Source organism: Methylorubrum sp. B1-46 (genome assembly GCF_021117295.1).
Taxonomy (GTDB): Bacteria; Pseudomonadota; Alphaproteobacteria; order Rhizobiales; family Beijerinckiaceae; genus Methylobacterium.
This window is the reverse complement of the sequence record NZ_CP088247.1, coordinates 961,636-974,289: the sequence shown is the minus strand read 5'-3', so window position 1 is coordinate 974,289 and position 12,654 is coordinate 961,636. Positions and strand designations below refer to the sequence as shown.

Here is a 12,654-nt window from a genome sequence, read left to right as displayed (position 1 = left end):
GTGACGATGAACGGGCAGGACGGGGGCGATCGCGAAAAGGATCGGGAGCGCAGAGGCGGGGACAAGCCCGCCAACAGCGCCCCCGACGCGGTCAAGGACCCGAACGAGAAGACCGACGGCAAGCCGGGCGTGCCGTCGCAGGGCAACGAGACCGATCCGGGCGCCGGCTGAACCGATTCCCGGCCCGGTCGCGTCCGCGCCTCAGGCCGCCTGCCTCGGCGCCTCGTCCAGAAGCTCGTCGGCCGGGCCGAAGAACTCGAAGCGGACCCGCTCCGCCGGCACGCCCGCACGGGTGAGGCCGTTCGACAGGGCGGCGAGGAAGGGCTTGGGACCGCACAGATAGTAGGTCGCTCGATCCGAAGGCGTGTTCGCCGCGAGCCACTCCGCCGTCACCAGCCCCGCCTCGTCGTAATGCTCGCCGGGCCGGTCCTGAGCCTCCGGCTCGGCGTAGAAGGTGCGGGCGGACAGGCTCTCGCGGTTCGCGACGAGGCTGCGCACGTGGTCGCGCATGGCGTGGACCCGTCCGTTCAGGGCGCCGTGGACGAACCAGGCCGGACGCTCGGGCGCCTCCTGCACGAGGCTCTCCAGCATGCTGACCATCGGGGTGAGGCCGACGCCGCCGCTGACGAGGACCACCGGCTCGGTGCTCGCGCGATCGAGGAAGAAGTCGCCCGCGGGGGCGGCGACCTTCAGCACGGTTCCGGGTTGAGCCTCCGCGTGCAGCCAGTTCGAGACGAGGCCGGCCGGCCGGTCCGATGCGGCCTCACGCTTGACGGTGATGCGGTAGGCACGGTCGTTGGGGGCGCAGGAGATCGAGTAGTTCCGCTTCAGCACGCCCCGGCCCGGCAGGTCGACGAGGAAGCCGAGATACTGCCCCGGCTCGTGCCGCAGCACCGGCCCGCCGTCCGTGGGGACCAGCACGAAGGAGCGGATCGTCTCGCTTTCCGAGGTGACGCTCTCGACCACGAAATCGCGCCAGCCGTTCCAGCCGCCGGTCTTGGACGCCTGATCCCGGTAGATCGTCGCCTCGCGGCCGATCAGCAGCTCCGCCAGGAACCAGTACGCCTCGCCCCAGGCCGTGAGGATTTCGGGCGTTGCCGCCTCACCGAGCACGTCGCGGATCGCCGCGAGCAGGGCGTCGGCAACGTGAGGATAGTGCTCCGGCAGAATGTTGAGTGCGACATGCTTCTGAGCGATGCGCTCGACAGCGCCCGTCAATACGCCGAGATTGTCGATGTTGCGAGCATAGGCCAGAACAGCCAGAGCGAGCGCCTTCGGTTGCGAACCGGTTTCACCGTGATGCGACTGATTGAAGAGGTCACGGATCTCGGTGTTCTCGAACAGGCGCTCGTACATGCGCCGCGTGATGGCGAGCCCGTGGGTCTCGAGGGCCGGAACGGTGGCTTTGACGACGGCGATGGTCTGGGGGGAGAGCGGTGCGGGCATGGGCGAATCCAAAGATCCATTCGATAGGAACCTTTTGCCGCACCGTCGTAAAAGATGCAACTGAAATGTACCTTAAAAACCCTTCGGATCCGTCATGCGCCTGACCCGCTACACGGACTACGCGCTCCGCACCCTGATCTATGTCGGCCTACGCGAACCGCGACAGAGTTCGATCGCCGAGATCGCGCGGGCTTACGGCATCTCGGAGAGTCATCTCACGAAGGTGGTGCATCAGCTCGGACGGCTCGGGCTGATCCAGACGATCCGGGGACGGGGCGGCGGCCTTCGCCTCGCCAAGCCGCCTGCCGAGATCGTGGTCGGCGCCGTGGTTCGGGCGACCGAGGACGACCTCGCGCTGGTGGAGTGCTTCTCCGGCGGTTCCTGCGCGATCACCGCACCCTGCCGCCTGCGGCGCGCTCTGGGCGAGGCGCTCGCGGCGTTCCTGGCGGTCCTCGACCGCTACACCCTGGCCGACCTTCTCGGCGGGGCGGACGGTGACGAGGTCGCACGGCTTCTCGGCCTATTCCCGCCGGCTGCCGCGGCGGGGGTCTCGGTTCCCGAGCCCGAGGGCGCCTGACTCGACTAGGCCGCGGCCGCCTCGACCCGGTTCCGGCCGAAGGATTTGGCGCGATAGAGGGCGGTGTCGGCGCGCTTGAGCAGGTCGGCCGGGCCGGTATCGGTCGCGCGCCGCACCGACACGCCGACCGAGACGGTCACGCCGATGTCGCGTGTCCCGCCGTCGATGGCGAAGGGCGTCGCCTCGATCCGCTCGCGGATGCGCTCGGCGATGGCGCGGGCGTCGGGCAGTTCGGCACCGGGCACCACCATCACGATCTCCTCGCCGCCGTAGCGGGCGAGGATGTCCATCGGCCGCACGTACTGGCGGATGCGCTCGGCGAAGGCGCGCAGCACCTCGTCACCGGCCTCGTGGCCGTAGGTGTCGTTGATGAGCTTGAAGCGGTCGATGTCGAGAAGCAGGCAGGCGAGGCCCTTCTGCTGCAGCGCCGCCTCACCGAAGACCGGGCCGAGATGCCGGTCGAGGTAGCGCCGGTTGTGCAGGCCGGTCAGATCGTCGGTGATCGCCAGTTCCATCGAGGCCTGGAGGGCGCCGCGCAGGGTCTCCGAGAAGCGCCGCCGCCGCACCTGGGTTCGCACCCGCGCGACCAACTCGTTGCGATCGACCGGGCGCAGCAGGTAGTCGTTGACGCCGAAATCGAGGCCGCGGGTGATGCGGGCCTTCTCGTGCATCTCGCCGATCATGATCAGCGCCATGTTGCGGGTCCGCTCCAGCGAGCGGAGCTGGCTGCACAGGCGCAGGCCGTCGAAGCCTTCGAGGTCGAGGCTCACCAGGGCGAGGTCGAACCCCTCCTCGGGCGCCCGCACCAGGGCGCGGTGAGGATCGGTCTCGACGGTGACCTGATGGTGTTGGGAGAGGGCGGTGCCGATGCGGTCGATCGCGCTCGGCCGGTCCTCCACGAGGAGGATGCGCGCACCTTCACCCGTATCGGCGGCGGCCAGAACCAGGGGATCGGGACCGCCGATCTCGCGCGTCGCGAGGGCGCGGGAGCGCAGCTCGTCGGTCACGGCCTTCAGCCGCACGAGGCTGCGCACCCGCGTCATCAGCGCGGTGTCGTCGATCGGCTTGGTCAGGAAGTCGTCGGCGCCGGCGTCGAGACCCCGCAGCCGGTCGGCGGGCTGGTCGAGGGCGGTGACGATCACCACCGGCAGGTGCGCGGTGGCGGGGTTGGACTTGAGCCGGCGGCAGACCTCGAATCCGTCCATGCCCGGCATCATCACGTCGAGCAGCACGACGTCGCAGGCGCCCTTCTCGCAGATCGCTAGGGCGTCGGGCCCGTTCATCGCCACGACCACGTCGAAATACTCGAGAGACAGCTTCGTCTCGAGCAGCCGTACGTTGGGGTAGAGATCATCCACGATCAGGACGCGAGCGGACATCGTTCCTCCGATGCGCGGCCTTCACGACCGCGACGGCATTCAGTCCGAAGTGGTCTTAAGGAGCGCCGTCATCGCCAATATAGCGCCTGACCGTTGCCAAAAACTTGGCAACCGAGATTGGCTTGGACAAATAGGCCTCGCAACCCCCTTCGCGGATGCGTTCCTCGTCGCCTTTCATTGCAAAAGCGGTGATAGCGATCACGGGAATGTTACGAAGGTCGTCGTCGTCCTTGAGCCACTTTGTCACTTCCAGGCCCGAGACTTCGGGAAGCTGGATGTCCATCAGGATCAAGTCTGGGTGGTGCGCGCGCGCCAGTTCAATCGCCTCGATACCGTTGGCGGTCTTGAGTGTGGCGTAGCCGTGCGCCTCCAGCAGATCGTTGAAGAGCTTCATGTTCAGCTCGTTGTCTTCAACGATGAGAACGGTTTTCTTCATGACCTGCTCCGGCGCGGTCGCGATGGCGTTCCACCCCGTGGCCCGGCCCTCGTACTCTCTTAAACTGCTACTCGTTGATGAAACGCAAACTTGATCATAGTGATGCGGCGAGCGAACGTCTCGCGGTCGATGTGCTGGGTTGGCTCGCCGCCGACGAGGATCGGCTGTTCCGATTCGTCGCCGCGAGCGGCCTCGAACCCGGAACGCTGCGCGAGAGCCTACACGATCCCGGCTTCCTCGGTGCCGTTCTCGATCATGTGATGAGCGACGAACCGTCGCTGCTCGCTTGTGCCGAGGCGCTCGAAGTGAGGCCGGAGCGGATCGCTTCCGCCTGGCAGCGCCTGCAGCCGCCTCCCTTCGATGACGGCGGCTGAGGAGGAGAATCTCGAGCATCATCCCGGAAGGCGGTCGCCGGGTGTCGGAAAAAGGTGACGCTCTAGCGCGCCAACTCCCGCAGGCCGAGCCGGATCAGCGTCTTGGCCTCCACCGTGTCGGCACCGTCGCCCAGGCCCTTCAGGGCGGCGGCGATGGCGGCCGAGGCCTGAACCTGGGGATAACCGAGATTGACCAGCGCCGAGATCGCATCCGCGACCGGCTGCGGTGCGGTGCGGTCCTCGATGGCGCCGCTGAGCGCCATGAGCGCGGGATCGACGGGGGCGAAGGCAGGCGCCTTGTCCTTCAGCTCCGCCACGAGGCGGGCGGCCAGCCGCGGGCCGACGCCGGGGGCGCGAGCGACCGAGCCCTTGTCGCCGGTGGCGATGGCGGTCGCGAGGGCGGATGGCTCCAGCACCGACAGCACGCCGAGCGCCACGCGGGTGCCGACGCCCTGCACCGTCTGAAGCAGGCGGAACCACTCCCGCTCGGCATCGGAGCGGAAGCCGTAGAGGCGGATCATGTCCTCGCGCACATGCGTCTCGATGGCCAGATCCGTGGCCTCGCCGGGCGAAGGCAGGCGCTGCAGCGTCCGGGCGGAGCAGTGGACGACGTAGCCGACGCCGTTCACGTCGAGGATCACGAAATCCTCTCCGTAGGAATCGACGATCCCCTTGAGTTTGCCGATCATGTGAGCGTGAGCTTCCCTCGGGTCCGTTGCCGCGCTTGGCCTAAGGCCATATCCGTCTTGGCGGCACAACCGACAAGGTGACCGCATGAAGCGCACGCTCGCCCTCGCCGCCCTCCTGATGGCGGGTTTCGCCCTCGCCGCGCCCGGCGGACTCCACGCGCAGGAGGCCCCTCCGGCCCTGACCAAGGATCCGGGACAGGTGAAGGCCGGGCGCTACCGCCTCGACCCTGCGCACGGCAAGATCACTTGGTCGATCAACCATCTCGGCTTCTCGACCTATTACGGTCAGTTCACGGATGTGACGGGCGAACTCGTCCTCGATCCCGCCGCGCCGGGCAAGAGCACCCTCTCGGCCAAGATCGGCACCGGCAGCGCCAACGCGCTGAATGACAAGCTCAACGCCCACCTCAAGACGCCGGACTTCCTCGATTCGGGCAAGTTTCCCGAGGCCACCTTCGTGAGCCAATCGATCGAGCCGACGGGGCCGACCACCGCGCGGGTCAACGGAACGCTCACCCTGCGCGGCGTGTCGAAGCCGGTTTCGTTCGACGCCACCTTCAACCAGGCGGGCGTCAACCCGGTCGACAAGATCTACTCCGTGGGATTCGACGGCTGGACGGTGATCAAGCGCTCCGATTTCGGAGTGAACGCCTTCCTGCCGCTGCTCGGCGACGAGGTGGCGCTCCGGCTAGAGGGCGAGTTCAAGCTCCAGTAGACGCCGCTGGCGCGGGTCGAGGGTTTGCGGCAAGGCTTTGTTCACGGTACGTGCCGTACCGGATCGCTGCTCTGAAGGAGGCCGAGGCCATGACCACGGACGTCCGCATTCTCGGCATCGATCCCGGCCTGCGCCGCACCGGCTGGGGGCTGATCACGGCGCGGGGCAGCAAGCTGTCCTACCTCGCCTGCGGCGTTGTCACCTCCGACGGCGACCTGCCCCTGGCCTTGCGCCTGCGTGAATTGCACGAGGGCCTCAGCCGCGTCATCGCGGCCCATGCGCCCGACGAGGTCTCGGTGGAGGAGACCTTCGTCAACAAGGATGCGCAGGCCACGCTCAAGCTCGGCCATGCCCGCGCCGTCGCTCTGTTGGTGCCGGCCCTCGCCGGATTGCCGGTGGCGGAATACGCCGCCAACCTCGTGAAGAAGACCGTGGCGGGCAACGGCCACGCCGAGAAGGTGCAGATCCAGGCGATGGTGAAGTTCCTGCTGCCGAAGGCGGAATTCAAGCTCGCCGACGCGGCCGACGCGCTCGCCATCGCCATCACCCATGCGAGCCACCGCGGCGCCATCGCCCTCGACCGCCGCCACGCCGTCGCCACCGGGGGAGGGCCGGGCGCGGCCCGCATCGCCGCGGCGCTGGCGCGGCTCGACCAGTAAGGGCCGGCCCGCGGCGCCACCGCGGGTGAGGGGTCACCCTTCCAGGTCGAGCAGAACCTTACCGACTGCCTCGCGGCGGACGAGCACGCCGAGGGCCTCCTCGTAGGCGCCGAGCGGATAGGTGCCGTGCACCTTCACGGTGAGCTTGCCCTCCGCCGCCCAAGCGAGCAGCTGGGCTTGGTTCGCACCGTGCGCCTCCGGCTCGCGTTCGACGAAGGCGCCCCAATGCACGCCCTGCACGTCGATGCCCTTGAGCATGATGACGTTGAGGGGAAATTTCGGGATCTCGCCCGCGGCGAAGCCGATCACGAGGAAGCGGCCCTTCCAGCCGAGTGCGCGCATGGCCGGTTCGGCGAAATCCCCGCCGACCGCGTCGTAGACCACATCGACTCCCCGCTCGCCGGTCAGTCGCCGCAATTCCTCGCGCAGATTGTTCGCCCGGTAGTCGACGAGGTCGTCGGCGCCGTGGGCGCGAGCCGTCTCGAGCTTTTCCGGCGAGGAGGCGCAGGCGATGACGCGCGCGCCGAGCAGCTTGCCAAGCTCGACCGCGGCGAGCCCGACCCCACCCGAGGCCCCGAGCACGACGAGGGTCTCGCCCGGCCGGATCTCCGCGCGGTCCCGTAGCGCGTGGAGCGTCGTGCCGTAGGTGATCGAGAGCCCGGCGGCGACGGCGTCGGAGACCGCCTCCGGAACCCGCGCGAGGCGCTTCGCCGGAACCGCGATCCGCTCGCGGGCGGTGCCGTGGCTGAGATGGACCATCACCCGGTCGCCGACGGAAAAGTTTTCCGCGCCCGGCCCGAGGGCCTCGATCACGCCGCAGGCCTCGCCGCCCGGCGAGAACGGCAGCGCCGGCTTCACCTGATAGCGGCCGGCGATGATGAGCGTGTCGAAGAAATTCAGCGCGGCGATCCGCACGCGCACCAGCGCTTCGCCGGGCCCCGGCACCGGATCGGGCAGATCCTCGAGGCTCAGATCCTCCGGCCCGCCGAGCCGGCTGCACACCAGGGCCTTCATGTCGGGGCCGTCTCCCTTAAACCTCGTGACTCACCCCTCATTTCCGCACGCGGGGAGAGGCGGGCTCATCGGCACGCGTTCGACGACGCTCATGCCTGCAGGCGCGGCTTGAGCGCAAGACGCTCAAGGACGCTCGCAGGTCCCCGTCAGCAGGCCCTTGGCGATCACGTTGCCTCGGAGTGCATCGAGCAGGGCGGTGCGGCCCGGCGAGGCGGGCAGTTCCGCGGGGCGGGCCAGTGCGAAGACCTGGAAAAGGTAGTGGTGCGGCCCATGCCCCGTCGGCGGGTCCGGAGGCAGCCAGCCGTCCTTCAGGAACGAGTTGCGGCCGAGATCGTATCGAGCGCCGTTGCCGGCCGGGCCCGCGAAGGTCCCTTCCGGGAACCCCTGGTCTTCCGGTGTCAGGTTCCAGGCGATGAGGTGAACGAGGGGGTGAGGGGAGGGCGCGTCCGGATCCTCGACGAACAGCACCAGGGCCGCCGCATCCTCCGGCACGCCGGCGACGGCGAGCGGCGGCGAGAGCCCGTCGCCGTCCGCCGTGTAGCGGGCGGGGATCGGCGCCGTGTCGGCGAAGGCCTCGCTCGTCACGCGCAAGGTCGGGGGAGCTTCCGCGGCGACCGTGTGGAACGCGGCCTTCTCCGCGCCGGCCCTGAGGCCGGACAGGGCTTCGCCGACAGCGTGCGGCAGCTTTTCGAGCATCGGCGAGGGCTCTCGTTTCCCTTGCGAAAAACCCTCAACGAACGCCGCCCGGCTTCGTTCAGAGTGCCTCACGGAACTCCGGATGACCGACCGTTCTCGTTCTGGCGAGCACGGCGCTACGCGCGATGTGTGACAGACATTCAGGCGGGGCGGTGGGCCGCGACCATGTAGTTCACTCCCGTGTCGCGGCTTGCGCGCCAGGAATCGCCCAGCGGATTGTAGACCACGCCGGTGGTGTCGGTGACGGTGAGGCCGCCGGCCGCGATGTCGGCGGACAGTTCGGCCGGCGTCACGAACTTCTCCCAATCGTGGGTGCCCCGCGGCAGCCAGCGCAGCACGTACTCGGCCCCGACGATGGCGAGCGCGAAGGAGCGCATGGTCCGGTTGAGGGTGGCGGCGAACAGCAGGCCGCCGGGCTTCACGGTGGTGCAGCAGGCGCGCAGGAAGCCGGCGCGGTCGGAGACGTGCTCCACCACCTCCATGGCGAGCACGATGTCGAAGCGCTCGCCCCGCGCCGCCACCGCCTCGATGGTCTCGTCGCGGTAATCGATGGCGAGCCCCTCGGCCTCGGCGTGGGCGCGGGCCGCCACGATGTTGCCGGTTGCCGGATCGAGGCCCGTGACCGTCGCGCCGAGCCGCGCCAGAGGCTCCGACAGCACGCCGCCGCCGCAGCCGATATCGATGACGGTCAGCCCTTCGAGGGGAAAGGGTGCGGCCGGGTCGCGGTCGAAGATGCGGCAGGCCTCGTCGCGGATATAGCCGACCCGGACCGGATTGAACTTGTGCAGAACCGCCATCGGCCCGCGCTCATCCCACCAGCGCGCGGCCAGGGCGTCGAAGCGCGCCACTTCGTCCCGGTCGATCGAGGCACCCGTCATCCGGCTCGCTTTCGTAACGTTTCAACCTGCCATCCGTCCGATTGACACGGCCGGGGGGCCCTTGTACCCGCCGGGCGCATCCCCGGTACAGCCGCGCCGTGTTGTTTTCCGTGTGACGCGGCGCGCCGGCCTCGCGGCCGGGACGGTGGGGACAGGATGAGCAGACCGGACGCGACATGCCCCGTTTGGTGATGAAATTCGGCGGCACCTCCGTCGCCAACGTCGACCGCATCCGCAACGTGGCGCGCCACGTCGCCCGCGAGGTCTCGGCCGGCTACGAGGTCGCGGTCGTGGTCTCGGCGATGTCGGGCAAGACCAACGAACTGGTCGGCTGGGTCAAGGACGCCGATCCGCTCTACGGCGCGGCGGAGTACGACACCGTCGTGGCGTCCGGCGAGCAGGTCACCTCGGGCTTGCTCGCGATCGCGCTCAACAAGGACGGCATCAAGGCCCGTTCCTGGCAGGGCTGGCAGATCCCGATCCACACCTCCGACGCGCACGGCTCGGCCCGAATCGAGGGCATCGACCCGAAGAACCTCGACGAGGGTTTCAAGCGCGGCGAGGTCGCCGTCATCGCCGGCTTCCAGGGCGTGAACGCCGAGACCGGCCGGATCGCGACGCTGGGACGCGGCGGCTCGGATACGTCCGCGGTCGCCATCGCTGCCGCCATCGGCGCCGAGCGCTGCGACATCTACACGGACGTGGACGGGGTCTACACCACCGATCCGCGCGTGGTGCCCAAGGCCCAGCGCATGGAGCGCGTGACCTTCGAGGAGATGCTGGAGATGGCGTCTCTGGGCGCCAAGGTGCTTCAGGTGCGCTCGGTCGAGCTCGCCATGGTGCACCGGGTGCCGACCACGGTGCGCTCCTCCTTCGATCCCCCCGATGCCGCGCGGCCGGGCACCCTCATCTGCGACGAGGACCAAATCGTGGAACAGCAGATCATCACCGGCATCGCCTTCTCGAAGGACGAGGCGCAGATCACCCTGCGCGCCGTGAAGGACAGTCCCGGCATCGCCGCGGCGATCTTCGGCCCGCTGGCGGATGCCAACATCAATGTCGACATGATCATCCAGACCGTGTCCGGCGACCAATCGACCACCGACATGACCTTCACCGTGCCGGCGGCCGAGTACGAGCGCTCCCGCGCCATCCTCGACGCCCAGCGCGACACGATCCAGTTCGGTCAGATCGAGGGCGCCACCGATGTCGTGAAGGTGTCGGCGATCGGCGTCGGCATGCGCTCGCATGCGGGCGTTGCAGCCAAGGCCTTCCGGGCGCTGGCGCAGAAGGGTATCAACATTCGCGCGATCACCACCTCCGAGATCAAGTTCTCGGTCCTGATCGATGCCGCCTACACGGAGCTTGCCGTGCGCACGCTCCACTCGCTATACGGCCTCGACCAGGCCTGACCGTTCTCGTCGGCGTCGGCCCCACGGCTCACCAGCCAGGGTTGCGCCGGCCGACCCGGATTGACGACACGATGCCCGCTGCGCCCGGAGGCCCGCGCCTGCTGCTGCGCCGGCTCCGCGAAGCCATGGCGGAGCCGGTCAGTCCGCAGCAGCGCCTCGACCGGATCGTCGTCCTCATTGCGGCGAACGTGATCGCCGAGGTGTGCTCGGTCTACGTGGTGCGCGATGACAACACCCTCGAACTGTTTGCAACCGAGGGTCTGAATCGCGACGCGGTCCACATCACCCGTATGCGCGCCGACGAGGGCCTCGTCGGCCTGATCGCCAAGACCGCCGAGCCGCTGGCGCTGTCCGACGCACAGTCGCACCCCTCGTTCTCGTATCGGCCGGAAACGGGCGAGGAGATCTACCACGCCTTCCTCGGCGTGCCGCTGTTGCGGGCCGGGAATACGCTCGGCGTGCTGGTGGTTCAGAACAAGACCTACCGGGTTTATTCTGAGGAGGAGATCGAGGCGCTCCAGACCACCGCCATGGTGCTGGCGGAGCTGATCGCCTCGGGCGAACTCCAAGCGCTGGCCCCCGGCGCCGGCAGTGCCGCGCGCCGCCCGGTGAGCCAGCGCGGCGTCGCGCTCGCCGACGGGATCGGCCTCGGCCACGTCGTGCTGCACGAGCCGCGCATCGTCGTGAAGACGCTGATCGCCGAGAATGTCGAGCGCGAGGTCGAGCGGCTGGAATCGGCGATCGAGGATGTGCGCTCGGCCATCGACGAGCTGGTCGAGCGCGGCGACGGCCTCAGTTCGGGCGAGTCCCGCGAGATCCTCGAAACGGTCCGCATGTTCGCCCACGACAAGGGTTGGCTGCGGCGGATGCGCGAGGCGGTCCAGTCGGGCCTCACCGCAGAGGCCGCGGTCGAGCGGGTGCAGTCGGACAACCGCGCCCGGATGCTGCGCCAGAGCGACCCGTATCTCCGCGACCGCCTGCACGACCTCGACGATCTCGCCAACCGCCTGCTGCGCCGCCTCGTCGGCCAGGAGGGGCGCGGCGGCGACGGGTTGCCGGAGAACGCGATCTTGGTCGCCCGCTCGATGGGGCCGGCCGCACTGCTCGACTACGACCGGGCGCGCCTGCGCGGCGTCGTGCTGGAGGAGGGGGGGCCGACGAGCCACATCGCCATCGTCGCCCGCGCGCTCGGCATTCCCGCGGTCGGCGAGATCGCCAACGCCACCGGCCTCTGCGACTCGGGCGACGCGATCATCGTCGACGGCCTCTCCGGCGAGGTCCAGATCCGGCCGACCCCCGAGGTCGAGGCCTCCTATGCCGAGATGGTGCGCCTGCGCGCCCGGCGGCAGGAGCAGTACCGGGCCCTGCGCGACGTGCCCGCCGTCACCCGCGACGGCGTCAAGATCGGCCTCCATCTCAACGCCGGCCTGCTGGTCGATCTCACCCATCTGCACGAGACCGGGGCGGAGGGCGTCGGCCTGTTCCGCACCGAGCTGCAATTCATGATTGCCGAGCGGATGCCCTCGGCGGCCGAGCAGCAGACGCTCTACGAGGCAGTCTATTCGGCGACCGGCGACTTGCCGGTCACGATCCGCACCCTCGACATCGGCGGGGACAAGATCCTCCCCTACATGCCGGCGCTCGAGGAGGAGAACCCGGCGCTCGGCTGGCGGGCGATCCGCATCGGCCTCGACCGGCCGGCGCTGCTGCGGGTGCAGCTGCGGGCGCTCCTCAAGGCGGCGGCCGGGCGCCCGATCAAGATCATGTTCCCGATGGTCGCCACCGTCGAGGAGTTCACCCGCGCCCGCGACATCGTCGAGCGCGAGAAGGCGCATCTGCGCCGCCACGGCTACCTCCTGCCGAGCGATTGCCGCCTCGGCGCGATGGTCGAGGTGCCCTCGCTGCTGTTCCAGATCGACGAGATCGCCCGCGAGGCGGACTTCCTGTCGGTCGGCTCCAACGACCTGATGCAGTTCCTGTTCGCGGTCGATCGCGAGAACCGGCGCGTGGCCAACCGCTTCGATCCTCTCTGCGGGGCGGCGATGCGCGCTTTCCGCTTGATCGCCGAGCGCGCGACCGCGCAAGGCTGCCCCGCCACCGTCTGCGGCGAGATCGGCGGGCGCCCGCTCGAGGCGCTGGCGCTGATCGGCCTCGGATTCCGCGAGTTCTCGATGTCACCGGCCGCGATCGGCCCGGTCAAGGCGATGGTCCTCTCCGCCCATGCCGGCGAGGTCTCGCAACTGATCGAGGCCGAGCTGACCCGCGTGACCGACGGCGCCTCGGTCCGGCCCGCGCTTGCGGCGTATGCGAAGGCGAACGGCGTGCCTATCTGACACGCTGTCCGGCTGGGCCGAATCTTCAACCTCCGTCAACTGTCAG

General features: G+C 69.1%; 14 protein-coding genes. 7 read left to right on the top strand and 7 right to left on the bottom strand.

From position 1 onward, the window contains the following. The first annotated feature begins 6 nt into the window (after window positions 1-6). Window positions 7-171, top strand: coding sequence for a hypothetical protein (locus tag LPC10_RS04750; RefSeq protein ID WP_231345686.1), 165 nt, complete (start codon window positions 7-9; stop codon window positions 169-171). A gap of 30 nt (window positions 172-201) precedes the next feature. Here LPC10_RS04750 and hmpA read toward each other — a convergent pair whose 3' ends face one another. Further along, the gene (gene hmpA / locus LPC10_RS04745; protein ID WP_231345685.1) at window positions 202-1,446 is read right to left on the bottom strand and encodes an NO-inducible flavohemoprotein; all 1,245 of its coding nucleotides are present in this window, start codon (window positions 1,444-1,446) and stop codon (window positions 202-204) included. 94 nt (window positions 1,447-1,540) lie between these two features. Here hmpA and LPC10_RS04740 point away from each other — a divergent pair, with 94 nt between their 5' ends. Next, complete coding sequence (locus LPC10_RS04740) at window positions 1,541-2,023, top strand: Rrf2 family transcriptional regulator (RefSeq protein ID WP_231345684.1); 483 nt, start codon at window positions 1,541-1,543, stop codon at window positions 2,021-2,023. Window positions 2,024-2,028: 5 nt separating this feature from the next. On the opposite strand, the gene LPC10_RS04735 is transcribed toward LPC10_RS04740, so the two are convergent. Further along, window positions 2,029-3,402 (bottom strand): PleD family two-component system response regulator, encoded by a 1,374-nt coding sequence (locus LPC10_RS04735; protein WP_231345683.1) that lies wholly within the window; start codon window positions 3,400-3,402, stop codon window positions 2,029-2,031. 55 nt (window positions 3,403-3,457) lie between these two features. Then, window positions 3,458-3,838 carry a response regulator gene (locus tag LPC10_RS04730; protein WP_003599942.1) on the bottom strand — a complete coding sequence of 127 codons (381 nt, stop codon included), beginning with the start codon at window positions 3,836-3,838 and terminating at the stop codon, window positions 3,458-3,460. 77 nt (window positions 3,839-3,915) lie between these two features. Between LPC10_RS04730 and LPC10_RS04725 the strand changes: the two genes are divergently transcribed. Further along, a complete protein-coding gene (locus LPC10_RS04725; RefSeq protein WP_231345682.1) occupies window positions 3,916-4,212 on the top strand; it encodes a DUF3572 domain-containing protein in 297 nt (98 codons plus the stop codon). A 62-nt stretch (window positions 4,213-4,274) separates the two neighbouring features. On the opposite strand, the gene ruvA is transcribed toward LPC10_RS04725, so the two are convergent. Then, complete coding sequence (ruvA, locus tag LPC10_RS04720; RefSeq protein ID WP_231345681.1) at window positions 4,275-4,901, bottom strand: Holliday junction branch migration protein RuvA; 627 nt, start codon at window positions 4,899-4,901, stop codon at window positions 4,275-4,277. Window positions 4,902-4,986: 85 nt separating this feature from the next. Between ruvA and LPC10_RS04715 the strand changes: the two genes are divergently transcribed. Together LPC10_RS04715 and ruvC are read left to right on the top strand one after the other, a co-directional pair. Then, window positions 4,987-5,616 (top strand): YceI family protein, encoded by a 630-nt coding sequence (locus tag LPC10_RS04715; protein ID WP_231345680.1) that lies wholly within the window; start codon window positions 4,987-4,989, stop codon window positions 5,614-5,616. Between the two features lie 89 nt (window positions 5,617-5,705). After that, entirely contained in the window at window positions 5,706-6,275 is a 570-nt protein-coding gene (gene ruvC, locus LPC10_RS04710) for a crossover junction endodeoxyribonuclease RuvC (protein ID WP_231345679.1), read from the top strand. 33 nt (window positions 6,276-6,308) lie between these two features. On the opposite strand, the gene LPC10_RS04705 is transcribed toward ruvC, so the two are convergent. From LPC10_RS04705 to ubiG, 3 genes are all read right to left on the bottom strand, one after another. After that, entirely contained in the window at window positions 6,309-7,289 is a 981-nt protein-coding gene (locus LPC10_RS04705) for an NADPH:quinone oxidoreductase family protein (RefSeq protein WP_231345678.1), read from the bottom strand. A gap of 123 nt (window positions 7,290-7,412) precedes the next feature. Continuing rightward, on the bottom strand, window positions 7,413-7,985 hold the full coding sequence (locus LPC10_RS04700; RefSeq protein ID WP_231345677.1) for a YbhB/YbcL family Raf kinase inhibitor-like protein: 573 nt from the start codon (window positions 7,983-7,985) through the stop codon (window positions 7,413-7,415). Window positions 7,986-8,125: 140 nt separating this feature from the next. Then, window positions 8,126-8,863 (bottom strand): bifunctional 2-polyprenyl-6-hydroxyphenol methylase/3-demethylubiquinol 3-O-methyltransferase UbiG, encoded by a 738-nt coding sequence (gene ubiG / locus LPC10_RS04695; protein ID WP_231345676.1) that lies wholly within the window; start codon window positions 8,861-8,863, stop codon window positions 8,126-8,128. Window positions 8,864-9,039: 176 nt separating this feature from the next. Between ubiG and LPC10_RS04690 the strand changes: the two genes are divergently transcribed. Beyond that, complete coding sequence (locus LPC10_RS04690) at window positions 9,040-10,275, top strand: aspartate kinase (protein ID WP_231345675.1); 1,236 nt, start codon at window positions 9,040-9,042, stop codon at window positions 10,273-10,275. Between the two features lie 71 nt (window positions 10,276-10,346). Next, entirely contained in the window at window positions 10,347-12,608 is a 2,262-nt protein-coding gene (ptsP, locus tag LPC10_RS04685) for a phosphoenolpyruvate--protein phosphotransferase (protein WP_231345674.1), read from the top strand. Window positions 12,609-12,654: the final 46 nt, after the last annotated feature.

Bases quoted from the DNA above. Each gene is read 5' to 3' on its own strand.
- LPC10_RS04750 (WP_231345686.1), top strand. From the start codon at position 7: ATGAACGGGCAGGACGGGGGCGATCGCGAAAAGGATCGGGAGCGCAGA.
- hmpA (WP_231345685.1), bottom strand. From the start codon at position 1,446: ATGCCCGCACCGCTCTCCCCCCAGACCATCGCCGTCGTCAAAGCCACC.
- LPC10_RS04740 (WP_231345684.1), top strand. From the start codon at position 1,541: ATGCGCCTGACCCGCTACACGGACTACGCGCTCCGCACCCTGATCTAT.
- LPC10_RS04735 (WP_231345683.1), bottom strand. From the start codon at position 3,402: ATGTCCGCTCGCGTCCTGATCGTGGATGATCTCTACCCCAACGTACGG.
- LPC10_RS04730 (WP_003599942.1), bottom strand. From the start codon at position 3,838: ATGAAGAAAACCGTTCTCATCGTTGAAGACAACGAGCTGAACATGAAG.
- LPC10_RS04725 (WP_231345682.1), top strand. From the start codon at position 3,916: ATGAAACGCAAACTTGATCATAGTGATGCGGCGAGCGAACGTCTCGCG.
- ruvA (WP_231345681.1), bottom strand. From the start codon at position 4,901: ATGATCGGCAAACTCAAGGGGATCGTCGATTCCTACGGAGAGGATTTC.
- LPC10_RS04715 (WP_231345680.1), top strand. From the start codon at position 4,987: ATGAAGCGCACGCTCGCCCTCGCCGCCCTCCTGATGGCGGGTTTCGCC.
- ruvC (WP_231345679.1), top strand. From the start codon at position 5,706: ATGACCACGGACGTCCGCATTCTCGGCATCGATCCCGGCCTGCGCCGC.
- LPC10_RS04705 (WP_231345678.1), bottom strand. From the start codon at position 7,289: ATGAAGGCCCTGGTGTGCAGCCGGCTCGGCGGGCCGGAGGATCTGAGC.
- LPC10_RS04700 (WP_231345677.1), bottom strand. From the start codon at position 7,985: ATGCTCGAAAAGCTGCCGCACGCTGTCGGCGAAGCCCTGTCCGGCCTC.
- ubiG (WP_231345676.1), bottom strand. From the start codon at position 8,863: ATGACGGGTGCCTCGATCGACCGGGACGAAGTGGCGCGCTTCGACGCC.
- LPC10_RS04690 (WP_231345675.1), top strand. From the start codon at position 9,040: ATGCCCCGTTTGGTGATGAAATTCGGCGGCACCTCCGTCGCCAACGTC.
- ptsP (WP_231345674.1), top strand. From the start codon at position 10,347: ATGCCCGCTGCGCCCGGAGGCCCGCGCCTGCTGCTGCGCCGGCTCCGC.